At 47.0% G+C, this 23727-nt stretch carries 25 protein-coding genes and 1 other RNA gene; 23 read left to right on the forward strand and 3 right to left on the reverse strand.

All coding sequences use genetic code 11. The annotated features are described in order from the left end of the window. Window position 1 precedes the first annotated feature (1 nt). On the forward strand, window positions 2-1051 hold the full coding sequence (locus AC0THY_RS05630) for a sulfate/molybdate ABC transporter ATP-binding protein (protein ID WP_489993483.1): 1050 nt from the start codon (window positions 2-4) through the stop codon (window positions 1049-1051). Window positions 1052-1094: 43 nt separating this feature from the next. Here AC0THY_RS05630 and AC0THY_RS05635 read toward each other — a convergent pair whose 3' ends face one another. After that, window positions 1095-1790, reverse strand: a complete 696-nt coding sequence (locus AC0THY_RS05635; RefSeq protein WP_489993484.1) for an anaerobic ribonucleoside-triphosphate reductase activating protein — start codon at window positions 1788-1790, stop codon at window positions 1095-1097. Between the two features lie 332 nt (window positions 1791-2122). Here AC0THY_RS05635 and tadA point away from each other — a divergent pair, with 332 nt between their 5' ends. The 5 genes from tadA to AC0THY_RS05660 all read left to right on the forward strand — a co-directional run bounded on the left by tadA (window position 2123) and on the right by AC0THY_RS05660 (window position 6726). Further along, complete coding sequence (gene tadA / locus AC0THY_RS05640) at window positions 2123-2605, forward strand: tRNA adenosine(34) deaminase TadA (protein WP_489993485.1); 483 nt, start codon at window positions 2123-2125, stop codon at window positions 2603-2605. 20 nt (window positions 2606-2625) lie between these two features. Continuing rightward, window positions 2626-3498: a transglutaminase domain-containing protein gene (locus AC0THY_RS05645; protein ID WP_489993486.1), complete on the forward strand. Its 873-nt coding sequence runs from the start codon at window positions 2626-2628 to the stop codon at window positions 3496-3498. A 49-nt stretch (window positions 3499-3547) separates the two neighbouring features. After that, window positions 3548-4711: an Ig-like domain-containing protein gene (locus tag AC0THY_RS05650; RefSeq protein WP_489993487.1), complete on the forward strand. Its 1164-nt coding sequence runs from the start codon at window positions 3548-3550 to the stop codon at window positions 4709-4711. 159 nt (window positions 4712-4870) lie between these two features. Beyond that, window positions 4871-5132, forward strand: an RNA gene (gene ffs / locus AC0THY_RS05655) — signal recognition particle sRNA large type. Window positions 5133-5421: 289 nt separating this feature from the next. Further along, a complete protein-coding gene (locus tag AC0THY_RS05660) occupies window positions 5422-6726 on the forward strand; it encodes an FxLYD domain-containing protein (protein ID WP_489993488.1) in 1305 nt (434 codons plus the stop codon). A 419-nt stretch (window positions 6727-7145) separates the two neighbouring features. Here the strand turns inward: AC0THY_RS05660 and AC0THY_RS05665 are convergent, their stop codons facing one another. Together AC0THY_RS05665 and AC0THY_RS05670 are read right to left on the reverse strand one after the other, a co-directional pair. Beyond that, window positions 7146-8003 (reverse strand): homocysteine S-methyltransferase family protein, encoded by an 858-nt coding sequence (locus AC0THY_RS05665; RefSeq protein ID WP_489993489.1) that lies wholly within the window; start codon window positions 8001-8003, stop codon window positions 7146-7148. Between the two features lie 2 nt (window positions 8004-8005). Further along, window positions 8006-8548, reverse strand: coding sequence for a cysteine hydrolase family protein (locus tag AC0THY_RS05670; protein ID WP_489993490.1), 543 nt, complete (start codon window positions 8546-8548; stop codon window positions 8006-8008). Between the two features lie 432 nt (window positions 8549-8980). Between AC0THY_RS05670 and AC0THY_RS05675 the strand changes: the two genes are divergently transcribed. The 17 genes from AC0THY_RS05675 to araA all read left to right on the forward strand — a co-directional run bounded on the left by AC0THY_RS05675 (window position 8981) and on the right by araA (window position 23713). Then, a complete protein-coding gene (locus AC0THY_RS05675) occupies window positions 8981-9364 on the forward strand; it encodes a GntR family transcriptional regulator (protein ID WP_489993491.1) in 384 nt (127 codons plus the stop codon). Next, window positions 9357-10238 carry an ABC transporter ATP-binding protein gene (locus AC0THY_RS05680; RefSeq protein ID WP_489993492.1) on the forward strand — a complete coding sequence of 294 codons (882 nt, stop codon included), beginning with the start codon at window positions 9357-9359 and terminating at the stop codon, window positions 10236-10238. The genes AC0THY_RS05675 and AC0THY_RS05680 overlap by 8 nt, the downstream gene beginning before the upstream one ends. After that, window positions 10231-10911 carry a hypothetical protein gene (locus AC0THY_RS05685; RefSeq protein WP_489993493.1) on the forward strand — a complete coding sequence of 227 codons (681 nt, stop codon included), beginning with the start codon at window positions 10231-10233 and terminating at the stop codon, window positions 10909-10911. Before AC0THY_RS05680 ends, AC0THY_RS05685 begins: the two co-directional genes overlap by 8 nt. Window positions 10912-10923: 12 nt before the next feature. Beyond that, window positions 10924-11643 carry a hypothetical protein gene (locus tag AC0THY_RS05690; protein WP_489993494.1) on the forward strand — a complete coding sequence of 240 codons (720 nt, stop codon included), beginning with the start codon at window positions 10924-10926 and terminating at the stop codon, window positions 11641-11643. A gap of 209 nt (window positions 11644-11852) precedes the next feature. After that, a complete protein-coding gene (locus AC0THY_RS05695; protein ID WP_489993495.1) occupies window positions 11853-12398 on the forward strand; it encodes an adaptor protein MecA in 546 nt (181 codons plus the stop codon). Window positions 12399-12595: 197 nt separating this feature from the next. Then, on the forward strand, window positions 12596-12730 hold the full coding sequence (locus tag AC0THY_RS05700; RefSeq protein WP_489993496.1) for a hypothetical protein: 135 nt from the start codon (window positions 12596-12598) through the stop codon (window positions 12728-12730). A gap of 9 nt (window positions 12731-12739) precedes the next feature. Further along, a complete protein-coding gene (locus AC0THY_RS05705) occupies window positions 12740-13003 on the forward strand; it encodes a hypothetical protein (RefSeq protein WP_489993497.1) in 264 nt (87 codons plus the stop codon). A 237-nt stretch (window positions 13004-13240) separates the two neighbouring features. Next, on the forward strand, window positions 13241-13756 hold the full coding sequence (locus AC0THY_RS05710) for an RNA polymerase sigma factor (RefSeq protein WP_489993498.1): 516 nt from the start codon (window positions 13241-13243) through the stop codon (window positions 13754-13756). Further along, complete coding sequence (locus AC0THY_RS05715; protein WP_489993499.1) at window positions 13753-14517, forward strand: hypothetical protein; 765 nt, start codon at window positions 13753-13755, stop codon at window positions 14515-14517. The genes AC0THY_RS05710 and AC0THY_RS05715 overlap by 4 nt, the downstream gene beginning before the upstream one ends. Next, window positions 14501-15394, forward strand: coding sequence for an ABC transporter ATP-binding protein (locus AC0THY_RS05720; RefSeq protein WP_489993500.1), 894 nt, complete (start codon window positions 14501-14503; stop codon window positions 15392-15394). The genes AC0THY_RS05715 and AC0THY_RS05720 overlap by 17 nt, the downstream gene beginning before the upstream one ends. Further along, window positions 15382-16143: a hypothetical protein gene (locus AC0THY_RS05725; protein ID WP_489993501.1), complete on the forward strand. Its 762-nt coding sequence runs from the start codon at window positions 15382-15384 to the stop codon at window positions 16141-16143. The genes AC0THY_RS05720 and AC0THY_RS05725 overlap by 13 nt, the downstream gene beginning before the upstream one ends. Next, window positions 16091-16510 carry a hypothetical protein gene (locus tag AC0THY_RS05730; RefSeq protein ID WP_489993502.1) on the forward strand — a complete coding sequence of 140 codons (420 nt, stop codon included), beginning with the start codon at window positions 16091-16093 and terminating at the stop codon, window positions 16508-16510. The genes AC0THY_RS05725 and AC0THY_RS05730 overlap by 53 nt, the downstream gene beginning before the upstream one ends. Window positions 16511-16575: 65 nt before the next feature. Then, complete coding sequence (locus AC0THY_RS05735; protein ID WP_489993503.1) at window positions 16576-17688, forward strand: GntR family transcriptional regulator; 1113 nt, start codon at window positions 16576-16578, stop codon at window positions 17686-17688. A gap of 249 nt (window positions 17689-17937) precedes the next feature. Next, complete coding sequence (locus AC0THY_RS05740; protein WP_489993504.1) at window positions 17938-19575, forward strand: response regulator; 1638 nt, start codon at window positions 17938-17940, stop codon at window positions 19573-19575. A gap of 153 nt (window positions 19576-19728) precedes the next feature. Next, complete coding sequence (locus AC0THY_RS05745; RefSeq protein ID WP_489993505.1) at window positions 19729-21090, forward strand: sensor histidine kinase; 1362 nt, start codon at window positions 19729-19731, stop codon at window positions 21088-21090. Continuing rightward, the gene (locus AC0THY_RS05750; RefSeq protein WP_489993506.1) at window positions 21091-22095 is read left to right on the forward strand and encodes an ABC transporter substrate-binding protein; all 1005 of its coding nucleotides are present in this window, start codon (window positions 21091-21093) and stop codon (window positions 22093-22095) included. A 121-nt stretch (window positions 22096-22216) separates the two neighbouring features. Further along, window positions 22217-23713, forward strand: coding sequence for an L-arabinose isomerase (gene araA, locus AC0THY_RS05755; RefSeq protein ID WP_489993507.1), 1497 nt, complete (start codon window positions 22217-22219; stop codon window positions 23711-23713). Window positions 23714-23727 lie beyond the last annotated feature (14 nt).

The raw sequence follows: 23727 nt of genomic DNA on the forward strand, positions 1-23727 counted from the left end.
GATGAAATTGGAGGTTTCCATAAAGAAAAGTATGAAAGGGTTTGCCCTGGACGTCCAGTTTCAGTGTACAGAAGAATGCCTTGGCATCCTGGGAGCATCCGGATGCGGAAAGAGCATGACTTTAAAGTGTATTGCAGGGGTGGAGAGACCGGATGAGGGGCATATTGAACTGGACGGAAAGGTCCTGTTTGACTCCCGAAAAGGCATCAACCTTCCTCCGCAGAAGAGAGGAATTGGATATCTGTTTCAGAACTATGCGCTGTTTCCCACCATGACGGTAGCGGAGAATATAGGAGCAGCGGTTAAAAAGAGGGTGGACAGGGAAAACAAAGTAAAGGAACAGGTGAGGCGGTTTCAACTGGAGGGGCTGGAGGGAAGGTACCCTCATCAGCTGTCCGGCGGACAGCAGCAGAGGGCGGCCTTCGCCCGTATGATGGCGGCCGGGCCCAAAAGCATACTCATGGATGAGCCATTTTCCGCATTGGACGGATATATGAAGGATGTACTCCAGAGAGAGGTAAAGGAGCATTTGGCAGCATTTGAGGGGATTTCCGTTCTGGTATCCCACAGCAGGGATGAGATCTATAACCTGAGCGCGGATCTGCTGATCATGGATGACGGGAGGACAGTGGGAAGGGGAAAGACCAAGGAACTTTTTCAAAATCCGGGCACCCGCACAGCCGCCAGGCTCACAGGACTGAAAAACTTTTCGGAGGTAGAGAAAATCAATGACCACAAGGTGTATGCCAAGGACTGGCATCTGACGCTTCAGACAAAAGAATATGTGGATGAGGATGTGAAGTACGCAGGTGTCAGAGGACACCATATGGTCAGCGTGTACGAGGACAAACCGGAAAATGTGCTTCCTGTGGAGGTGACGGGGTATACAGAGCTGCCCTTTGAGACCCAGTATTTTGTCAGGAATGCACGGCACAGGGAGAGCACTCCCATCTGGTGGATGGTACCCAGGGAGGATTTCACGGCAGTGAACCTGCAGGGGATTCCACCCTACCTGTATTTTCCCCCGGAAGAAGTGATGCTTTTAAAATAATAGAAAGACTGTAACTGTGAAGATACTGAACAGTTACGAGAGACTATTCAATCCCCCGGATTTCAACCAGGGGGATTTTTTCTTGTAAGATGTCCCGAAAGCGGGTTAGCTCCTGGTAGGTATAGCTGGAGAAGTTCTTTGAGATCACATGTTCCGATTCCCTGTACGCCTGCAGATAGTAGGCGCAGCAGCCCGAGATCCAATCCCCGATGGAGAAAAAGTCCGCTTCCGTATGCAGCTCTTTTACCACAGTTGTACGGAACTCATAGTCTGTTTTACCGTTCAGCAGAAAATCTGCGGATTCCCGGACAGCGTCCAGCTGTGCGGCGGTGCATCCGGAGGCCTTTTCATAGTTCTCAGGCGAGGATTTGATATCCATTGCCACAAAATCGATTAGCCCCTGGGCACAGAGTTCTCTCAGCATGGAGGGATTCGTGCCATTTGTGTCCAGCTTGATCTGGTAGCCCATCTCTTTTATGGGGCGGATCAGCTTTGGCAGGTCCCGGTAAAGTGTGGGTTCCCCGCCGCTGATGCAGACGCCGTCCAGGACTTTGCGCCGCTTCCTGAGTGTGGCGAGGACCTCCTCCAGGGGAATCCAGGGTTCGGTGTCAGGGGAGAGTACCAGGTTACCGTTCTGGCAGAAAGGACAGCGAAAATTGCAGCCGCCCAGGAAAAGTGTAGCTCCCACAAGACCGGGATAATCTAAAAGTGTCAGGGTGTTAAAGCCGTGTATTTTCATTGGAATACTCCTCTGTTTTTTGATGTAATATGGTGGTATGAAACAGTTACAGTATATAGTTACTGTTCACACGTTCACAGTAACATGCATAAATCCATGCAAAATCGCCTTCGGCGATGGGATTTATGCACCCTTGAATCACTTTCTCACGGTCTGAACAGTAAATGCTCAGACCTGAGTGAACAGTAACAGTATATACCATACTGGGGGAGGAAGCAAATTCTATTCTTGAGTATTCTGGGGGTAAATGGTATTATTAAGACAGACATATGGGCGCGGAAAAGGGAGAATGGATTGTTTAAAGAAACGGTGCCTATGGATAGGAAAATAGAATGACAACACATGAGAAGTTTATGAAGGAGGCCATACGCCAGGCCCAAAAGGCGTACGCTTTGGATGAAGTGCCCATAGGCTGTGTCATCGTCTATGAGGGGAAGATCATTGCAAGGGGGTATAACCGCAGAAATACCGACAAAAATACACTCTCCCACGCAGAGCTGACCGCTATTAAAAAGGCCAGCAAAAAGCTGGGAGACTGGAGGCTGGAGGGGTGCACCATGTATATCACCCTGGAGCCCTGTCAGATGTGCGCCGGAGCAATCGTGCAGGCCAGGGTATCAGAGGTGGTAATCGGCAGCATGAATCCCAAAGCCGGGTGCGCGGGGTCTGTGCTGAATATTCTTCAGATGGAGGAGTTCAACCATCAGGTAACGGTTACGCGGGATGTGCTAAAGGAGGAATGCTCCCGGATGCTCAGCCAGTTTTTCCGGGAACTGCGGGAGAAGAAAAAGAGAGAAAAGGAAAAGAACAGCTGAAAGGGAAAGAGGGTGCGGTTATGAAAAGAAAGCTGGGATGTCTCTTAGCGGCAGTGTTATTGGCAGTGCTCTGTGCAGGCTTTAGCTGTCAGGCGGCAGAGGGCAATGGATGGGGTACGGAGGAAGGAAAGACATACTACTATGAAAATGGTCAGGCACTGACCGGTTGGCAGCAGATCGGATACTACAAGTATTATTTTGACGCCAGCGGCGTGATGCAGACCGGAAAGACCAGGATAGGGAAAAAGACGTACTATTTTATGCCTAAAGGCAAAGAGGGTGAGAAGGGACGCTGGGCCACCGGTTGGGTAAAAGAAAAGGGAAAAAAGGTCTTTTACAGCGAAAACGGAACCGTGGGCAGGCAGCTAAAGGCCAGGACGGTGAATGGCAGTTACCGCCCGGGATCTGTCTATGGACCCGGACTCTCCTCACAGGAGCTGAAGAAGGTAAAGTCCGTGGTCCAGAAGTTCCTGAAAAATTATGTGGCTGACAATATGACGGACTATGAGAAGGTAAAGATCGCCCATGACTATCTGGCAAAGCGGTGCTCCTACGAGTATTCTACCAACTGGGCAAAGACCAAGGCTAACACAGCCTACGGTGCTCTTGTGAAAAAGAAGGCTCAGTGCAGCGGCTATGCCAGGGCCTTTAAAGCCCTCTGCGATGCCATGAAGATAAAGTGCTACTATGTACATGCCACTGAGAAGTCCATAAATCCCAGCCACCAGTGGAACATCGTAAAGGTGGGAAAGAAGTATTACCATATAGATGTTCAGTGCAACGACAGCTCCGGATTTTACGCCATCTTCCTGATTTCGGATAAGCAGATGAAGGCTTTGGGGCTGCGGTGGAATACATCGGATTATCCGAGATGTAAGAAAAGTTATTTTTAGAATGCTATGATATTGTGGAGAAAGTACATTTAAAGAAAGAGGGAGAGTTATGAACAAATCAGCAAAATTCAGAAAGTTAATGTGGACATTGGCATTTGTCCTGTTATTGTCTGGTGTAATGCCGCAGGTGGTGCCAGATGTGAATGGGCCGGTTGTGGTACTGGCTGCACAGGGAAAGATCAGTGCCAAAAAGCTGACGCTGATAAAAGGGCAGAGCAAGACCTTAAAGATAAAGGGCGCTGGTGGAAAGGCAGTCTGGAGCAGCAGCAAAAAGCAGGTTGCAAAAGTCAGCCAAAAAGGAAAAGTTACTGCTATGAAGGCAGGCAAGGCCACAATCACCGCCAAGGTGGGAGGCCGGGAACTTCAGTGTAAGGTAACCGTGGAGGCGCCTGTGCTCAGCAGCAAAAGTCTGCATCTGCGTGTAGGGGAGTCCAGTTTATTGAAACTAAGGGGTACCAGACAGAAGGTGCGCTTTAGCAGCAGCAACAAATCTGTGGCGGAGGTGACGGTCAGAGGCAAGGTGACGGGAATAAAATCGGGCAGCGCAAGGATCACAGCTAAGGCTGGGGGGAAGAAGTTTACCTGTAAAGTGAGTGTCGGAAAAGGAAAAGTTACAGTCAGCAGTGTGACGATGGATCAGTCGGAGCTTGTGCTGCTGCAAGGGGAGACCTACCGATTGCATGCAGCTGTTTATCCTGCGAATGCGGCAGACAGAAACCTTGTCTGGAAATCTTCAGACAGCCGGGTGGCGGTTGTGGATCAGAACGGTAACATTACGGCTCTCGGGAGCGGCAAGGCAGTAATTACTGCTTCTGCCGCACAGGTTACGGCTACCTGCATTGTCTGGGTATGTGAGAATCCAGATGTGGAAACCAAGATCGAACTGCCGGATGTGGATACTTATATTGAAGGTGCAAACCTTATTATCTGCAACAAGGGGAATTACAATTTAAAAATTGAGGGTTCTATTACTTTAATGTATCAAGACGGTGACTATTTGACCTTAACTTTAGGTGATGAATATGATTGGTTTGAATGGAGCACAGTGGAACCAGGGCAGACCAGAAAATACATACTTGACTCTGAGGAATATGAGACTTTTTGGATAGATCAGGGCGATGTTTTAATATTTCAGATAGAGTATGATGGCATCGAATACATTATGCTGCTGGATACCAGCGGTAATATTCTTGAGTTAACGGAAATACAGTAAATGCTTATAGATATCATCTGTTTTTGAAGGTATAGGCACCATTTTTGGTTCGGAATTTCAGGAAAATAGAAGAATGAATTCGGTTGACAAATCCCCCGATTCGGGTTATAGTAGGAAGGCGTATAAAACAGATACGCCAATGGATATGTCAAAACATTTCCGCGCAGCCGGGGAGTTAGCGGTGCCCTGTACCTGCAATCCGCTACAGCAGGGGTGATACTGATCCGAGGGTCTTTTACTGCGAGGCAGCCCTCTATAAGTGGCGTTGACGCCTGGGTCTTGCGCAACAGGAATCTGTGAACCGTGTCAGGGCAGGAATGCAGCAGCACTAAGCAGAACCTCTTGTGTGCCGCAAGGTCGCCTGGGCCGAGTTAACTGTAGAGGTAACGTTCGTGGTAGGGATTCGAAGAGAGGTGCGCGGATTTAATAAATTAAAGAAGATTGTATAAGAATGATGTGAGACTTTTGGAAGAAGGTCATACATCATTTTTTTCTGGAATCTTATACTTTTGCATATTAGTACAAGACATTATGAAAATATGTATAGTACACTTTGTTTATACTGGTAGAAAATTAGTGACATTGACCATAAAATATATTATAATTATCAATATAAGGATAAATAATTCCAGGCTAACCCCATGACAGAAAACTATAAAAGAATTATTCTGGAAATTAATATTTGTACAATAGGAAAGAGAGGTAAAGTTATGGCTTTAATGAAATGTCAGGAATGTGGAAAAGAGATAAGTGATAAGGCAGAAGCTTGTCCCCATTGTGGATGTCCGGTAGAAAAAAATGCTGCGGAAACAAAAGAAAATGAAGTAAATAGTGTGGTACAAACGATTATTAAAGAACAAACAGAAATATCTCCAAAGAAATCAATGTCAAAAAAGAAATTTATTGTAATGGGTTCAATACTTGGTGGAGTCATCATTATAGGTTTAACAACATATTTTTTGACGGGCAATCTTCGACGTTATAATTCAGCCCAGGAATTCTTTGAACAAAAAGACTATGTGAATGCATCAAAGGAATTCCAGAACTTAGGGGAATATAAAGATTCAAGCGAGAAATACATAGATAGCCAATATTCATATGCAGTACAGCTATTTACCGAAGGTGATTATAAAACTGCGGCAGATATTTTTAAAACATTAGGTAATTATAAAGATACTACAGATAAACTTAAAGAAAGTATATATCTTCAGGCAAGTTCATTATATGGGGATGAAAAGTATGCTGATGCTATGGTTATGCTAGAGGAAATTAAAGATTATAAGGATGCTAATAATCTTTTGGAAGATTGCAAGTATCAACAATCTGTTGATGCACAATTTATAAGAGCGTTGGCAAAGGGCTTAATGGAACGTTGGGATCTGAATGTAGATAATTCTAGTATGAGTGCAACCGAAATCAAAGAAAATTATAAAAAGTGTGTTAATGCTGAATTGAATTCAATCGGAGAATTTGCTGATAAAAAATTTGAAAACCAAGGGCTTAAAAAAAATATGGACCGTTATATTGAAGCTTTAAATATTCAGCTAAATGCCATTGATCATTATGAATTAGACTATACAAGATTTAATAACGAATGGAGTGATGGCTACAACAAAAGAGCTGTCTTAATTAAAAAATTTGTACGAAACTATGATTTGAAAGTAGAGAGTGAATATGAATCCGATATTGATAGTTTTATAAATGATGCCGATTTAATTACGGAGCAAGAAAATATTAAGGAAAAAGTAGAAAAAATGATCAGTGTAGAATTTGATATTGTTGAGAACAATTATGGGTGGAAAACATATGAGGCAACAATAGAGAATATTACAGATGTTACGTTTTTGTATTTTGCAGTTATCGCAAATCTCTATGATGAGAATGATATTATTGTAGAAAGTCCATATACAAACCAAATCAATAACTTTGAACCTGGTCAAAAGGTAAAAGTATCCTTTACGACGGATAAAAGTTTTGTAAGAATGGACACAGAGGTTAATTACTCGGTAAAATAATAGAAGGTTTCATCTTCCTTCAACAAGAGCGTTTGCTTATTCGTAAGTAAGCGCTCTTGCTTTAATGTTGGGTAAAATCTCATAAGGAATCTACACTAAGTGAAAATCCTGGATTTTATTGAATATGGATCAAAGAGTACTTACAGGATAGCATTCCTCATTGTTCTGTTCCTTATTTCTGGCGAACCTTTTGAGTGCACTATCGCAAATATTCTCCAAAATGAATATAAATTGAAAAATAAATTTCCAAATACAAACGAAAATATACAGTTAGACTTATCAAGTTTGATGCAAACAAGGTACAATATATAGGAAGAGAGATGGGGAAATCCTGGCAGATGCATAGGTCTGGGGAAGACACTATGAGCCAGGACAGCCCCTTTGAGCGGCTGCTGGATATGCATTTTACCTATGCATACTTACCCTAAAATATCCGCCAAAGCCCGTATATACTCCGGCGTGGTTCCACAGCAGCCGCCCACCAGATTGGCACCCAGATCCACCAGGCGTTTCATATGTTTTGCAAAATCTGCAGCAGTCATATTGTAGACGGCATTCCCCTTCTCATCAATGACAGGCATCCCCGCATTTGGTTTAGCGATAAGCGGGATATCCAGGACGCTACGCAGTGTGGAGATTACAGACTCCAGTTGATCTGGACCTGTTGAGCAGTTGATGCCTACCGCGTCCGCTCCGATCTCCTGAAGGGCAGCGGCGGTCTCAAAGATATTGCCCCCAAAGAAGAGACTTCCGTCTGACTCTATGGTCATGGAACACATTATGGGCAGGCTGCACACAGAGCGGGCAGCCTCCACGGCAGCCATGGTCTCCTCCAGAGTCAGCATGGTTTCTACCACCAGAAGGTCCACATTGCAGTCATTTAAACAGGTAATCTGCTCCTGGTATACCTCGTAGGCTGCCTCGTATGAGATATCCGTTTGACCTGTGGTAGTCATATCTCCCGCAATAAAGCATTCCGGGTCCAGTGCAATCTGAGAGAGACCGACTAATTGATGGATCATGGACTCCATATTTCCGTCCAGCCCATGCTTTGCCAGTGCAATCCGGTTGGCGGTAAAAGTGGGGGTATAGAGGATGCGCGATCCGGCCTCCACATAGCCCCGCTTCAGATTGATCAGTATGTCCTTGTGTTCCAATATCCACTGTTCCGTACAGACTCCTTTGGGCATCCCAGCTTTCATAAGATTTGAGCCTGTGGCTCCGTCCAGAATGACTGGACCAGCGGCAACCAGATTTTTAAATTCTTCTCTTGTCATAGTCAATCCTTTCCATTGTCCAATCCACAAATCTCAATCTGGCACATTTTCATGGTGGTCAGAGCAGCCTGGTGAGTGTCCGGGGTTACACCTGCGCAGCAGGAGGCGTCCACAAGAATCCTTGTCTCAGGAAGCGCCGCCTTGAGCAGCAGGGCATTAGATACAACACAGATATCCGTACAGAGTCCCACAAGCTCCAGCTCCAGGGGTTCTTTTTTATTTTCCTCCGCCAGGACGTGTGCCAGTGCGGGGGAGCCAAAGGATGGCTTGTCTAGTATCCTGGTATCCCCTAAAGCGGCAGAAATCTCAGGCACAATCTCCCAACCCTTTGTACCCCGGATACAGTGGGGCACCGGCAGGTGCTGTCCCTCTGAGGTCTGCAGGTAGTCCGGACCGTGGGTATCGCGGGTGGCGATCCTATTTTCGGGAGCATATTCCTGGATTTTTTGGAGTACATTTGGAACAATCTGCATCGCCTGCTCAGTTCCCAGAGCGCCATCGATAAAGTCGTGCTGCATATCAATCACAATCAATATTCTTCGCAAAATAATTCCTCCATATGAAAATTGTAACTGTTCAGTACCTTCACAGTTACTTGCAAAAATCCAATTATAATCACCTTCAGTGATGGGATTTTTGCACTCCTGAATCATTTTCTTACGGTCAGCGCAGTAAATGTGCAGACCTGCTGAATAGTTACTTTATTTTTTATGGTAACCTTAGCATGAATACCAGTGTTTGTCAATTCAGGCAAGAAACACTCTGCTCTTTTGAGCTTATAAAGTAACAGGGCAGCTTGGCTAAACGGATACCTTATAAAAATACTGATTGACAAATAGATTAATTGGTGGTATGGTTAGTTACATAAGTAATGAACCATATAAGTAACCAGCATCCATGATTAACAACGGTTCGTATAGAAAACAGAACATAGTATAAAGCCGGAATAACAGACAGAGGAGAGGAAGTGAAAAAGTGTGAACGAGATCCTGACACAGGAAAAGTCTATCTATATTCAGATAAAAGAGATGATTGAAAATGATATTTTACGAAATATTCTGCTGGAGGAGGAACGGGTGCCCAGCACCAATGAGTTGGCAAAGCTCTACGCTATCAATCCCGCGACTGCGGCGAAGGGTGTAAATTTGCTGGTGGATGAAGGGATACTATATAAGAAACGGGGGATTGGGATGTTTGTGGCAACAGGAGCCAAGGAAGGGATTACGCAGAAGCGGAAAGAGCAGTTTTATGACAATTATGTAAAGAACCTGATGGCAGAGGCAGTGAGCCTGGGAATTACCAAAAGAGAATTGATAACAATGATTGAGACTTCAGAGGATGGAGGATATGAAAATGAGTAAGCTGGTATGTGAGGGTATAACAAAAGTATATGGCAACAAAGAGGTACTGAAAAACGTCAATCTGGAACTAGAGTCAGGAAAGATTTATGGTCTCATCGGCAGAAACGGAGCCGGAAAGACCACTCTTCTGTCCATCATGACGGCGCAGAATCCGGCTACAAGGGGAAAAGTGACTTTCGATGGAAAGAGGGTGTGGGAAAACCAGGAGGTATTGGATCACCTGTGCTTTTCCAGAGAACTGAGTGCCATGACGGGAAGCAACGCAAACCCCATCAAGGTCAAAGAATACCTGCGGATTGCGTCTACCTACTTTCCGCACTGGGATAAGCAGATGGCGGCGCGCCTGATTGAAGAATTTAACCTGGATGTGAAAAAGAGGATCGGAAAGCTGTCCAAAGGTATGATGTCCATGGTTACCATCATCGTAGCCCTGGCCAGCAAGGCGGATTTTACGATTTTGGATGAGCCGGTGGCCGGTCTGGACGTAGTGGCAAGGGAACGCTTTTACCAGATTCTGGTGGATGAATTTACAGAGACGGGCAGAACCTTTGTGATTTCCACCCATATTATTGAGGAGGCGGCAGATATCTTTGAGGAAGTGATTATAGTAGATAAAGGAGAGATTCTGCTGAAGGAGAATACCCAGGAACTCTTGGAAAGAGCATATCACCTCAGCGGCCACGAGAACGAGGTGGATGCCGCAACCATTTCCTTAAAGACCTATCACGAAGAACATATGGGACGCAGTAAGGGAGTGACTGTGCTGCTGGAGCCGGGACAGCGCATCACAGACAAGTATGATGTGAGCATCCAGAGGCTGAGTCTGCAGAAAGTGTTTGTGGCCCTGTGCGGGGAGGAGGCACACCATGAGTGAGTGGAAGAGAAATGTAAAGTTTTGGAGCAGGAACCTGTTGGAAAATCTGGGACTGATTGTAGTGATCAGTTTTGGAATTATGGTATTTTTAGGTCTTGAGACCTCACCTGAGACTGCAGGGGGATGGAGAAATATGGCTGTTGCCAGTTTGCGGCAGTATCCTTATTATTTGACACTTACCGGCGGATTTCTGATGGTAATCGCATCCATGGGATACTTCCAGACTTATATTCCTCTGCTGGTATCCTTTAACAGCAGAAGAAGGGATACCATTATAGGGCTTATCTGTTCCATGTCAGGAGTGACGGTAATCGTGGGAGTGTTATCGGTCTTAATCTTCCGTTTTACACCAGCGGCCGGTGATACGGCGGGACAATTCTGGCTCCCACTGCTGATGGGGTTCATGTTTTTGCAGGAGGGCATGGCGCTGATCTTTGGAGTTGTGGTTACAAGGTGGGGAAAAATTGGAACCATAGTGTTTACGGTCTTGATTGTGATTACGGCAGCCCTGTTTGGTATGGGAGTTGCCGTAGGGGGAGCGGGACTTCCCCTTGAGATCATCAATAAAATTGGCATGAATCCATGGCTGGGCCTGGCAGCCGGATTGGTTGTATTTGCAGCAGGGGCAGCGGTCAGTTTAGCTGCCACCAGGAAACTGGAAGTACGTATATAGGAGGTGGAGAAAATGGTAGAGGCGGTCAAAAAACAATTTTCAATGCAGTGGAAAGACTGGATATTCGCATATCTGACCACTATATTGATGGGTCTGTTCGGCTGGGCGCTTATGTATTTTGTGACCCGGGGGGCCCCTGAGACGAATGGCTTTGCAGGACTGGGCGGGATTTTGGCGGCAGCAGGACTTGCAATCTACACGGCTATTATGGCAATTGGTCAGATGTGGACAGGATTCAATCTGGCAGTGTCTATGAACAGTACAAGGAAACATTTCTTTGTATCTTACTATCTGGTGATATTTGCAGGTGCAATGATTGGGCTGGGGATGGTGGGAATCATTGGCTGGGCGGAGGACTGTTTTTACAGAGGTGTTTACCAAGGGCTTTCTCCGGCGGTGGATTTCCTGCCATTTCTGAGAAACTATGGAATCCTGACAATGGTGGTGCTGGTGATGGTTCTGGGATTTTGCGGGACTTTGCTTTTGCGGTACGGGAGAAAGGCATTTTGGGTTCTGTGGGCGGCCTGGATGATTGTAGTTTTAGGACTCCCCAGAATTATAGACGCTGCCGAGGACGCCCCGGGTTCAGTGTTTGGAATCATTGGAAACAAGATGATTCATCTCTTTCGGGCCATGCCGGAAAACGCATGGGTATTTTCAGGAATCATACTGGGGGCGGCATGTCTGGCCGGAACCTACGGTATACTTCAGAAGCAGCAGGTTAACGTCTAGTAAACATAAAGTTTCATGTAATCACTGGAAAGTGTAGCATCCCCTATTTGACTGTGCTATAATATAAATAGATAATAACACACAAACCTGTGAAAGAGTCTGTAAATTCACGGGGGACATCCAGGTGTTGCAATTGAGAAAAGAATGTGTTATAGTCTATGTATAACAAATATAATATTTGTTGGATAACACAGAAAGGGGGAAACACCATGAAGCTCGAAAGAATCAGCGATGCCCAGCTGCTATGGTCATTGGACAAAGAAGACTTTATCAAAAACCAAATAAATATCAACGATTTCCTGACAGGCACGCAAAAGGCCAGGTCCCTCTTTCAGGAAGCGATGAGGCAGGCGGCACGGGACTATATGTTTGAGTCAGAAGGATATCTGCTCCACTGCCAGCTCCAGGAGGTGAGTGAGGAGGAAGTAACCTTTTCCATCACCAGACAGGAGTCTGTTCCCCAGGAGCCGCACCTGATCTGTGAATTTGAGGACCTGGATCAGGTAATCGAGGTTTCCAGGCTGCTCCGTGAGGATATGAATCTGGAGAACTCTCTGTACAAGTATGATGACATCTATATGCTATTCATGGACCCGGAAAAGGACAATGAGGAGCAGATCAAGTGGTGCACTGTGAATATAGCAGAATTTGCGGATGTTGCCGCTGTATCAAAAGGACAGAAGGCATTCCTTAGGGAGCACGGGGAGTGTATCCTGGAGAGGGATGCATTGCAGAGGCTGAAAGAAATTGCCTAGGATAAATGGAGTAGAAAGGCTGATGCCACAGTAACCGGCAGCAGCCTTTTCTGCCTTTTGCAGACAGAGAATGACGTGGGTTCCGCAGCAAAATGCGGAGTGGAGCAATTTCTTCATTCTATTTTCTGATGGAGAACCTGTGGTGGCCGGGCCTGAGATTTACCAGGCCGGAAATTACCAGACGCCTGTTGGATTAGGTGCATGATGAAAAGAAAGGGCTGATTCTGGACACAGGACATCTGCTGCACACCAATCTGGATCTTAAAAATCAGGAGGAGGGCCTTCGGTATATCAACAGGATGCTTGATGAACATAAGGATCTTTTAAAGTAGATTAAAGGAATGCATCTTCAGCAGTCCATCACCAGCGAGTTTGTCAAGGGGATGCTGGCAAGCCCAATGGAGTGGGCGCAGGACTACTATGAAAGATGGTGCCAGGTATTTTCCTATATTTTTCAGATTGATCTGCACCAGCCGTTTGCAGAACCAGGGGTGCGTAAACTGGTAGAAAGGGTCGCTCCCCAGTTTCTCACCTACGAATTGATCAGCAGGGATAGGGAGGAGCATGAGCGGCTTTTGAGGGAGCAGACGGAGATATTTACGTGATACGGAAAAGTGATACAAATTCGACCCGTTCCTGACATTAGAAATAAATTTCCGGAGATTGAAACCATCGTAAACAGCGGAAAAAGAAAGGCTTTCTCACGAAAAAGCATTATTTTCGATATTTGAACAGGATACCAAGCGGTTAATCTTTGATGATTAGCTGCTTTTTTGTTTTTTATTTGACTTTTTATAACTTTCATACGTTATACTATTTGAAACGTTTCGGAGGGAGTTATTGTGACAGAGAAAAAAATCGTACGAAAAATACAGGACGGGGACACCCAGCTGTTGGATCAACTGTTTCAGAGCTATTACGGACAGGTCTACGCCTACTGCTACCGCCACACCGGGCATAGGGAGGCAGCGCAGGATCTGACGCAGGAGACCTTTCTGCGGGTGGTGCAGAGCCTGGATCAGTACCGGGAATATGGAAAGTTTGCCAACTATCTGTATGTGGTGGCGGGAAACCTGTGCAGGGATTATTACAGGCGAAAGCTATGGTATCCGATTGCGGACTATGAGCGGCAGAGCCAGGCACAGGAAGCAGAGGAGGTCGAGGACCGCCTGGCGGTGCGTCAGGCGCTGGAGGAGCTGGAAGGGGAAGTGCGGGAAGCGGTGATTCTGCGCTTTTATCAGCAGCTGCGCTACCAGGATATTGCCAGGATACTTGGGATCACGGTATCCACGGCAAAGTACAGGGTAAAACAGGGCACCCGGCAGTTGAGCGCGTTTTTGAAAGGAGATAGAAAATGAAGAGGTGGGAAAGAAATATATTTTACAGCTTAAACAGGGAAACGGTACCTGAATATGACAAGGGTGTCTGTAGAAGGTCCATGGAATTGGTAAAGGAGGAGGGGAGACAGATTGAGCGAAGAAAAATGACAGACCGTGAGTTTTTCAAAGGACAGATCCGATGGATTCCTGCAAGGGTTTGGCTGCTGCAGCTGGCTGTACTTTCTCTTTGCTGTTTGGCATTTACGCAGATGACGGACAGGGGCGAGGGCAGTTTGGCTTGGGTGTCCGTATCCATGGCAGGTCCGCTGTTTCTTTTGACCAATGCGGAGGAGTTTTCTAAATTGTTCAATCCCGGGATGCATGAGTTGCTGCTGACCATGAGAAATGATATTAAGAAGACAGCTGCGGTTAAACTACTGATTTTGGGAAGTGCGGATGTGATTCTGCTTTTGACCGTAATACTCACAGCATACAGCCGTGGAGGGACATCTCTGCTGCAGGTGCTCGCCTACTGCCTGGTTCCCTTTAATCTGATGAGCGCAGGCTGTCTTGCTATTTTTCGCAGAGCTGGGAATACACGGGAACGGGAGAGCTGTCTGGCGCTGGGAGGTATCTTGGGCGTCTGTCTTACAGGAATCTGCCTTTGCGGAGCAGATCCATATGCGGGCAGATATTTAGAAATCTGGTATGTCATGATGGGAGTAAGCCTGGTGCTTCTGGTGTGTGAAGCCAGGAAAATGACAGGAATGATTGGAGGAGAATATGGATTTAAAAATTGAGAATCTGAGCAAACATTTTGGAAGCAAGACAGCAGTGGACCGGATAAACCTGCACATGCATGAGGGGATTTACGGATTTCTGGGAGCAAACGGGGCTGGGAAGACAACCCTTATGAGGATTGTCTGCGGGATACTTAAGCCTACAGAGGGGAGTGTAAAAGTGAATGGAAGGGATCATCTGGCCATGGGGGAGGAATTCCGGGGCATGCTGGGGTATCTCCCCCAGGACTTTGGATATTTTCCGGGGTTTACAGCAAGGGAATTTATGGAATACTCAGGCGCTTTAAAAGGGCTGCTGCCAGGGTATGCCAGGAAAAGAGGCAGAGAGCTTTTGGATGTGGTGGGCCTTGCGGATGCCGCGGAGCAGAGGATTAAGACCTTTTCCGGGGGAATGCGCAGGCGCCTGGGAATTGCCCAGGCATTGCTGGGGGACCCAGATATTCTGGTGTTGGATGAACCTACGGCAGGTCTGGACCCCAAGGAACGCGTCCGTTTCCGCAATCTGATTGCGGACTATGCAAAGGGAAGGCTGGTAATCCTATCCACACATATTGTGTCGGATGTGGAATATATTGCGGATGAGATTTTGGTAATGAAAAAAGGAAGCTTTATCCTGCAGGGGACTGTGCAGGAACTTACACAGACCATGGAAGGACACGTCTGGGACTGTACGGTTTTGGAGGAGGAGGCTCAGGAGCTGATGGAAAAAGGATGTCTTGCAAACATCCATCACCAGGACGGGAAAGCCAGGATGCGGATGATTGCCGACAGAAAGCCAAGTGAAAACGCGGTGCAGGCAGCCCCTGTTCTGGAGGATCTGTACCTGTCATGTTTTCCGGATTCCGAGGAGAGGAGGAATGAAAAATGGCCAGGCTGATTGTGTTTGAATGGAAAAAAATTCTCAGAAGCCGGAACACAAAGGCAGCGCTGGGAGGCTGTCTGCTGCTGCTTCTGGTTTTTACTGTAATGATGGTTAAGGGGGAGATGACTAATGATGAGAACGGGAGCGTGCAGTCCGGTTTTCAGGCCATTGCTCTGGAAAAGGCAAGGGAGGAGGGAATTAAAGGGCCTTTGTCTGAGGAGAAGATAATGGAGGAAATCGATGCCTATCTGAAACTCTATGAAGAACCGGAAAATCTACAGGTAAATTCTGAGACAGACGGACTGAAAGAGGAGGTTTACTGGGGGCAGGTGTACCCAGTGCTGGGACATCTGCATCTGGCAAAATCCGCCTTTGATTACAAAGGAGAAAAACGCAGCTGGAGGGACGCGTTTACAGCTATGAAGGAACAAAATGCAGGCTTTTATCCCAGCTATGAGAATGCCCTGGAGGCATCCCTTAGCCAAACCTACCGGGGAGAAGGGCTGACAGAGGGGGAAAAGGAGTTTTGGAGAGAAACCTACGCTGAGGTGGAGAAACCTTTCCGCTACGGATACTACGGTGGCTGGAAAAGCATGCTGAATATTTCTTCCTGGAGCCTTTTTATTATCTATGCAGTCAGTGTGGCGCTGTCACCCATGTTTGCCGGGGAATATCAGTCCGGGGCAGATGCGGTGATGCTTGCCTCGAAATATGGAAAGACAAAACTGGTTTGGGCAAAGGCTGCGGCAGCCTATAGGCTATGACCTGAGTATGGCCCAGGCTGCCTTTCTGATGCTGGGAATCGGGTTTCTGGCAGCTCTGGTGATGACAGGGATAACAGTGTTTGCGTCAGCAAGAATGAAAAACCCCAGCGGAGTACTGGTTCTAAGCTTCGTACTGCTCTTTCTTCCTAAGTTTGTGAAAACAACAGCAGTCTACGGCATTTTTAACCATCTGCTTGCTCTGATGCCCATCAATGCACTGGACCTCTCTTTTACAAAACTTATGGTATATTCCTTCGGTGATACGGTCTTCAGCTATCCTGCCGTGGCGCTGGTGACGTACGCAGTCCTTGCGGCGGTGCTGTTTCTGACAGCAGGGAGGGGATTTCGGAAGCATCAAGTTTTATAAAAAGGGAGAAAAGACTTGTATGGACCACGATACAAGTTGTAGAATAAGGGCAGGAGGATAGCAAGATGAAAGAAAACGGAAAAACAAAATACTATGCCCTTATGGAGGAGTTAAAGAGGGAGATCCTGTCCGGCAAATACATGCCAGGGGACAGGCTGCCCTCCGAGAACCAGTTGACAGAAGCTTATCAGATAAGCCGCCACACGGTTCGGAAAGCTCTGGCTCTGCTAGAAAATGAGGGGTATGTGACGGCTGAACACGGCCGGGGAACCTTCTGCTCAGAGAGAATGCGCTACACAGGCAATTCAAAGAACATTGCGGTTATCACCACTTATATATCGGATTATATTTTCCCTCGTCTGATCCAGGGAATTGACAGGGTACTGACCGAAAACGGATACAGCATTATCCTTAAAAATACAGGCAACAGCAGGGCAAGGGAGGCAAAGTGTCTGGAAGAGATACTGACCAAGGATATCGACGGATTGATCATTGAACCCAGTAAGAGCCAGATCTACTGCCGCCATGCCCATCTCTACGAAAAACTGGACAGTTATGGGATTCCATATGTGTTTATCCAGGGGATATACCCTCAGATGCGCAGCAAGCCTTATATTCTCATGGATGACTGCAAAGGGGGATATATGCTCACAAAGTACCTGACGGAATTGGGACACCGGAATATCGCGGGAATTTTTAAGGTGGATGACATTCAGGGGAGGGAACGCCACAAGGGGTATGTGCGGGGGCTCCAGGAGGCGGGAATCCCCTATGATCCCGATATGGTGGCATGGTTCCACACGGAAGACAGAACGCTGCTGCCGGTGAGTTGGGTGGGAGATATGATAGAGCAGAAGACACCATTGGATGCCATTGTCTGTTACAATGACCAGATTGCAGTGGAGGTGATACGCATGCTGCGTGAAAATGATGTACAGGTACCCAAAGATATCTCTGTTACCGGATATGACAATTCCATTATTGCGCAGTCAGGCCATATAAAGCTTACGACAATTGCCCATCCTCAAGAGGAGCTTGGGGAGCAGGCGGCAACCCTGCTTCTTAATTTACTGGGGGAACACAGAGACAGTAACATACACTATCTGATCGAGCCGCAAATGATTATAAGGGATTCCTGCAGGGAGCGGGGATCTATCCCGGCCGGAAGAACAAAGTAGATTTCTCACTTGAAAACTGGTATAATTGTAACTATTCAACAGGTCTGCGCATTTATTGTGCAGACCGTAATGAATAGTTGCGTACTATTAAAAAGCAGGGGGACATCCGGGAATAGTTTTCCGCATCTTTTAAAATGTGTGAAAAGTTTGAGGAGAAAACAACTTGTATACACTAGCGGACAAGTTGTAACATAGAAATAAGAATCACTCATTTAAAGGAGTATTGCGGCGGAGAAGGAAGTGGGAAAGATGATAAAAGTATTTTTAGTGGAAGATGAAATAGTAATCCGGAATGGGATAAAGAGGGGAATACAATGGGAGGAAGAGGGAATGGAATTTGTAGGGGAGGCCTCTGACGGGGAGATGGCCTTTCCTCTGATCAGAAAGACAAAGCCGGACATCCTCATCACAGATATAAGAATGCCGTTTATGAACGGTTTGGAACTGAGCCGGACGGTACTAAAGGAATTGCCGGAAACGAAGATTCTGATACTGAGCGGGTATGGTGAATTTGACTATGCCCAGGAAGCCCTGCGCATTGGCGTGCAGGAGTATCTGTTGAAACCGGTTTCCTCAACAAAATTGTTGGGAGCAGTCAAGGACATCATCGGGGTGATTGAGAAGGAACGTGAGGAAAAGGAACTTCTGAAGAGATACTCATTGGAGATGGAGGAGAGCAAGCAGAGGAAGATACAGGATTTTTTTGACCGGCTGGTTACGGAGCAGGTGCCCATGGCGGAGGCCCTTGCGGAGGGACATGTGCTGGGGATGGAGCTTGTGGCGGAGAGCTATAATATCATCTTGTTTAAACTCCGGATCAAAGAGCATGAGATGGAATATTCGGAACAAGTGGTAGCGGCGGAGAGAGAGATACGCAGTTATGCCGCGTCACAGGGGAATGTCTATGTTTATGAGAGGGGAGCAGAAGGACTGGGGTTTCTGATCAAAGGAAACGGAAAAGAGGAGATGGCACACAGTATTCGGGAATTTTGCAGCAATCTGGTTGCCCTGACGAATGTGTATGAGGGCGTGGAGTACTACGTAGCAGTGGGCAAGAGCGTAGACAGGCTCAGGGAACTGGGCGACTCCTACCATGAGGCCAACAAGGCATTTGCCAGCAGGTTTGCCGAAGAATGGAACAAAATTGTCTCTGGGGGAGATGTTTATGAGAATGATACGATGGATATTGATATTCATAATGTTTACTCCGTTGAGAATACCCGTAAGATGGTTCAGCAGTTTTTGCACAGCGGCACATTGGACGAGGTAGAGAGCTTTATTGAAGGATATTTTGGAAATGTGAGAGGGGAAAACCTGAAGTCCCTGATGATGAGACAGTATATATGTATGGATATTTATTTCAGCGTCATTGCTTTTGGGGAGGAAATCGGTGTTTGCAGGGAAGAGCTTGTTCAGACCTGCGGTGAAATCAATGGTTTGTCCGAGCACATCGGAAATCTGGAAAAGACAATGAAGTATGTGCAGAGTATCCTGCAGGGAGTCATCCTGCTCCGCGACAGCGCGGCGGGAAGAAAATACTCCGATATTCTTGTGAAGGCTCAGAGCTATATACAGGAGCATTATATGGAGGATGACATGTCATTGAACAGACTGGCCTCATATGTAAATATGAGGCCCAGTTATTTCAGCTCCATTTTCAGCCAGGAGTCCGGTCAGACGTTTGTAGAATACCTGACAGAAGTGCGCATGGAAAAGGCAAAAGAACTTCTTATGTGTTCAAATCAGAAAATATCTGAGATTGTCTACCAGGTCGGTTATAAGAACTCCCATTACTTTAATTACATATTTAAAAAAACGCAAAATTGTTCACCCAGGGAATACAGAAGCCGGGGAAAAGAGTTGTCCTCTAAAAATCCAACAGAATAAAATGACTATAGAAAAGAGTGAGGAATAATAATGAAGAAAAAGTCTTTATACGTCGTTGGAAGATTCGAAAGGTGTTCCCTGCGCCAAAAATTGAACATACTCCGGAATGGAACTCTGCTGCCCTTCATTATATTGATTCTGTGGATGATATTTATGATGGCTTCGTTTAATACCAAGTACAGCGGCATGATCAATAATATGGCAGTTGCCACAGAGTTCAACTCAGATTTCCGGGCGCAGCTGGACTATAAAATGTACCGGATTGTGGCGGGAGCCGTCACCTTTGAGGAAGTGAAGCCTTATGAAGATATCCAGCAGGCCAGGGTGATCCTGGAAAAACTGAAACAGGGAGCCACCACTGCCAACAGTGTGGAGAGGGTGGATGCCATCCTCAGGCTGATCAAACAGCTGGAAAAGAGTATGAAGAGCATACAGAACGGGGAAGCTGTACTGGGCAGAAAGGACAGCACAGAGATTCTGGACAAGGATATCTATCAGCTGACTGAGCTGATTGACGAAAAGATGGCAGACTACATACGCTATGAGGCTGAACATGCCAGCCAGGTTAAAGGCCAGCTGGAAGCACAGATCATGAACTCCCTGAAGCTTTGCGTGGCAGTAACCGCGGCTACGATCATCCTGATCCTGATTATGAACAGACACATTTCAGAGAGTATTGACCGTCCGGTGAGGGAGCTGTGCGAGAGCACGAAGAAGGTGGCAAAGGGAAATTTCGATATCCAGGTGAAAGTGCATCCCATGGAAGAGATGGAAGTCCTGGGAAACAGCTTCAACATCATGGTGAAAAAGATCGGAAGCCTGGTGGAGGATGTGAAAAAGGAACAGATTCATCTGAGAAAGACAGAGCTGAAGCTTCTGCAGGCGCAGATCAACCCTCACTTTCTATATAACACATTGGATACCATCATGTGGCTTGCGGAGGATGAACAGCATCAGCAGGTGGTAAAAATGGTAGATCAGCTTTCTATCTTTTTCAGGACCACACTGAGCAAAGGGCAGGACTTCATCACCCTTGCCGAGGAGGAATCCCATGTGAGGAGTTATCTGGAAATCCAACAGTTCCGCTACAGTGATATTCTGGAGTATGAGGTGGAGATGGACCCTGAGATCGGCACCTACTATATACTTAAAATCTGTCTGCAGCCTATCGTGGAAAACGCCCTGTATCATGGGATAAAGAACAAACGAGAGAAGGGGAAGCTGACGGTGAAGGGATGGAGGAGGGGGAATTACCTCCACTTTTGTGTCCATGATACCGGCAGAGGAATGAGACCGGATGAACTCAGACAGTTAAAGGATCAGATCGAGGGAGACTATGCATCTGATACCAGAAATGGTTTTGGGCTTCTGAATGTCAATGAGCGGCTGTACCTGACCTACGGGGAGGAGTGTAAGCTGCGCATAGAGAGTGAATTCGGATTCGGAACCAGGGTGAGCTTCAAGATACCGGTGAACCGTCAGAAGGTGGAAGCAGTGGAAGGAGAGTTGAGGTAAATGAGAAAGAAGACGGGAGTTCTGTTGATTTGTGCTGCCCTGATGGCAGGTATGCTGTCTGGATGCAGCAGAAAGGCCATGCTTGTGCAGGAACAGCAGACAGAGGGGGACAGAAAGCTGATTACAGTTGGATTCACCCAGGTTGGAGCGGAGTCCGATTGGCGGGTGGCAAACACGGAATCCATGCAGAAGGCCCTGAGTCCTGAGAATGGATTTGAGCTGTTGATCTCAGATGCGCAGCAGAAACAGGAAAACCAGACCAAGGCGGTCAGAGACTTTATTGCACAGGAGGTAGATGTCATCGTCATCGCTCCGGTCACGGAGAATGGATGGGAAACCGTGCTGGAGGAAGCCAGGGAGGCGGGAATTCCGGTGATCATCGTGGACCGGAGGATTGACGTGGAGGACGAGTCTCTGTATACCTGCTGGGTTGGGTCTGATTTTGAGAAAGAGGGGGTCAATGCGGCAAAATGGCTGGTGGATTACATGGAAAAGCAGGGCAGGGGAAAGGAGCAGCATCATATTGTAATTCTGAGAGGAACGGTGGGGTCCAGCGCAGAGATTGGGCGGACAAAAGGTTTTTCAGGGGTTATTGAATCATACGGTAACTATGAAATCGTAGGCGGGGAAAACGGGGATTTTACACAGACGGAAGGCAAAAGGGCTATGGAGAGATGTCTGAAGCGGTTTGACGAAATTGACGTGGTGCTCTCACAAAATGACAACATGGCCTTCGGGGCAATAGAGGCTATCAAGGAGGCAGGGAAAATTCCGGGAAAGGACATTGTCATCATATCCTTTGATGCGGTCAAGGCAGCCTTTGAGGCCATGGTGCGGGGCGAGCTGAATGTCTCTGTGGAATGTAATCCACTGCACGGTCCGCGGGTAGCGGAGGTAATAAAAGAAATTATGGCGGGAAAAAAGGTGGAGAAGCTGCAGTATGTGGAGGAGGGGATCTTTCCGGCAGAGGAGGCGGCCGAGGAGCTTCCAAACAGAAACTACTAAGAAGTCCCAATCTGGATAAATTTCATGTAAAAACAACAAGTTGTAAAGACGTGCATACAAGTTGTAAAATAGGTTATAGAAACAGTACAACCATCCAAATAACGTAAAAGGAGAAGGGAATATGAAGACAGGAAGAGCATACAAGTTTTGGTTTGCAACAGGTTCACAGGATTTATATGGGGATGAGTGCCTGCGGAAAGTGGCTGAGCACTCCCGCATCATGGTGGATGCCCTGAACAAGTCAGGCATGCTGCCCTATGAGGTGGTACTTAAGCCAACATTGATTACGAATGAGTTGATCCGTAAGACCTTTAACGACGCCAATGCAGATGAGGAGTGCGCAGGTGTCATCACCTGGATGCACACATTTTCACCTGCGAAATCCTGGATCTTGGGACTTCAGGAGTTCCGCAAGCCTCTGCTTCACTTACATACCCAGTTTAACCAGGAGATCCCCTATGATTCCATTGATATGGATTTCATGAATGAAAATCAGTCCGCACACGGGGACCGGGAGTACGGACACATTGTGACCCGTATGGGAATTGAGAGAAAAGTAATTGTAGGATTCTGGGATGATCCGAAGGTACAGAAGAGAATCGCTGAGTGGATGCGCACAGCCATCGGTATCATGGAGAGCAGCCATATCCGCGTTGCCAGAGTGGCCGACAATATGAGAAACGTGGCTGTCACTGAGGGTGATAAGGTGGAAGCTCAGATTAAATTCGGATGGGAGATTGACGCGTACCCGGTAAATGAGATTGCACAGTATGTGGAGGATGTCTCCAAAGGGGATATTGAAACCCTGGTGGAGGAGTACTACAGCAGATATGAGATTCTCCTGGAGGGGAGAGACCCGCAGGAGTTCCGGAAACATGTGGCTGTTCAGGCAGGCATTGAGCTGGGATTTGAGCGTTTTCTGGAGGAGAAAAATTACCAGGCGATTGTCACACACTTTGGTGACCTGGGCAGCTTGAAACAGCTTCCGGGACTTGCCATCCAGCGTCTGATGGAAAAAGGATACGGATTTGGCGGCGAGGGTGACTGGAAGACAGCGGCCATGGTAAGACTGATGAAGATCATGGCAGCAGGCATTCCGGACGCAAAAGGAACCTCCTTCCTGGAGGATTACACCTACAACCTGGTTCCCGGAAAAGAAGGCATCCTGCAGGCACATATGCTGGAGGTTTGCCCCACCATTGCAGACGGCCCCATCTCTATCAAGGTTTGCCCGCTGAGCATGGGCGACAGGGAAGATCCGGCCAGACTGGTCTACACAGCCAAGGAGGGACACGGAGTTGCCACCTCACTCATTGACCTGGGCAACCGTTTCCGACTGATTATCAATGACGTAAACTGCAAGAAGGTGGAGAAACCTATGCCTAAGCTTCCGGTAGCAACCGCGTTCTGGACGCCTGAGCCGGATCTGGCAACCGGAGCCGAAGCCTGGATACTGGCAGGCGGAGCCCACCACACAGCGTTCTCCTATGATCTGACTGCAGAGCAGATGGGCGACTGGGCAGCAGCTATGGGAATTGAAGCTGTGTATATTGACAATAACACCACTATCCGAAACTTCAAAAATGAGTTAAAATGGAATTCAATCTTTTACAGATAAGAGGATCTCGTTTG

It is taken from the genome of Ruminococcus sp. 8Y-12, assembly GCF_058119865.1.

Coding starts and splice junctions, on each gene's coding strand:
- AC0THY_RS05695 (WP_489993495.1), top strand. CDS start 11,853: ATGAAGCTCGAAAGAATCAGCGATGCCCAGCTGCTATGGTCATTGGAC.
- AC0THY_RS05645 (WP_489993486.1), top strand. CDS start 2,626: ATGAAAAGAAAGCTGGGATGTCTCTTAGCGGCAGTGTTATTGGCAGTG.
- AC0THY_RS05680 (WP_489993492.1), top strand. CDS start 9,357: ATGAGTAAGCTGGTATGTGAGGGTATAACAAAAGTATATGGCAACAAA.
- AC0THY_RS05650 (WP_489993487.1), top strand. CDS start 3,548: ATGAACAAATCAGCAAAATTCAGAAAGTTAATGTGGACATTGGCATTT.
- AC0THY_RS05720 (WP_489993500.1), top strand. CDS start 14,501: ATGGATTTAAAAATTGAGAATCTGAGCAAACATTTTGGAAGCAAGACA.
- AC0THY_RS05745 (WP_489993505.1), top strand. CDS start 19,729: ATGATGGCTTCGTTTAATACCAAGTACAGCGGCATGATCAATAATATG.
- AC0THY_RS05685 (WP_489993493.1), top strand. CDS start 10,231: ATGAGTGAGTGGAAGAGAAATGTAAAGTTTTGGAGCAGGAACCTGTTG.
- tadA (WP_489993485.1), top strand. CDS start 2,123: ATGACAACACATGAGAAGTTTATGAAGGAGGCCATACGCCAGGCCCAA.
- AC0THY_RS05665 (WP_489993489.1), bottom strand. CDS start 8,003: ATGACAAGAGAAGAATTTAAAAATCTGGTTGCCGCTGGTCCAGTCATT.
- AC0THY_RS05730 (WP_489993502.1), top strand. CDS start 16,091: ATGGAAAGACAAAACTGGTTTGGGCAAAGGCTGCGGCAGCCTATAGGC.
- AC0THY_RS05660 (WP_489993488.1), top strand. CDS start 5,422: ATGGCTTTAATGAAATGTCAGGAATGTGGAAAAGAGATAAGTGATAAG.
- AC0THY_RS05705 (WP_489993497.1), top strand. CDS start 12,740: ATGCATCTTCAGCAGTCCATCACCAGCGAGTTTGTCAAGGGGATGCTG.
- AC0THY_RS05635 (WP_489993484.1), bottom strand. CDS start 1,790: ATGAAAATACACGGCTTTAACACCCTGACACTTTTAGATTATCCCGGT.
- AC0THY_RS05740 (WP_489993504.1), top strand. CDS start 17,938: ATGATAAAAGTATTTTTAGTGGAAGATGAAATAGTAATCCGGAATGGG.
- AC0THY_RS05750 (WP_489993506.1), top strand. CDS start 21,091: ATGAGAAAGAAGACGGGAGTTCTGTTGATTTGTGCTGCCCTGATGGCA.
- araA (WP_489993507.1), top strand. CDS start 22,217: ATGAAGACAGGAAGAGCATACAAGTTTTGGTTTGCAACAGGTTCACAG.
- AC0THY_RS05690 (WP_489993494.1), top strand. CDS start 10,924: ATGGTAGAGGCGGTCAAAAAACAATTTTCAATGCAGTGGAAAGACTGG.
- AC0THY_RS05725 (WP_489993501.1), top strand. CDS start 15,382: ATGGCCAGGCTGATTGTGTTTGAATGGAAAAAAATTCTCAGAAGCCGG.
- AC0THY_RS05630 (WP_489993483.1), top strand. CDS start 2: ATGAAATTGGAGGTTTCCATAAAGAAAAGTATGAAAGGGTTTGCCCTG.
- AC0THY_RS05715 (WP_489993499.1), top strand. CDS start 13,753: ATGAAGAGGTGGGAAAGAAATATATTTTACAGCTTAAACAGGGAAACG.
- AC0THY_RS05735 (WP_489993503.1), top strand. CDS start 16,576: ATGAAAGAAAACGGAAAAACAAAATACTATGCCCTTATGGAGGAGTTA.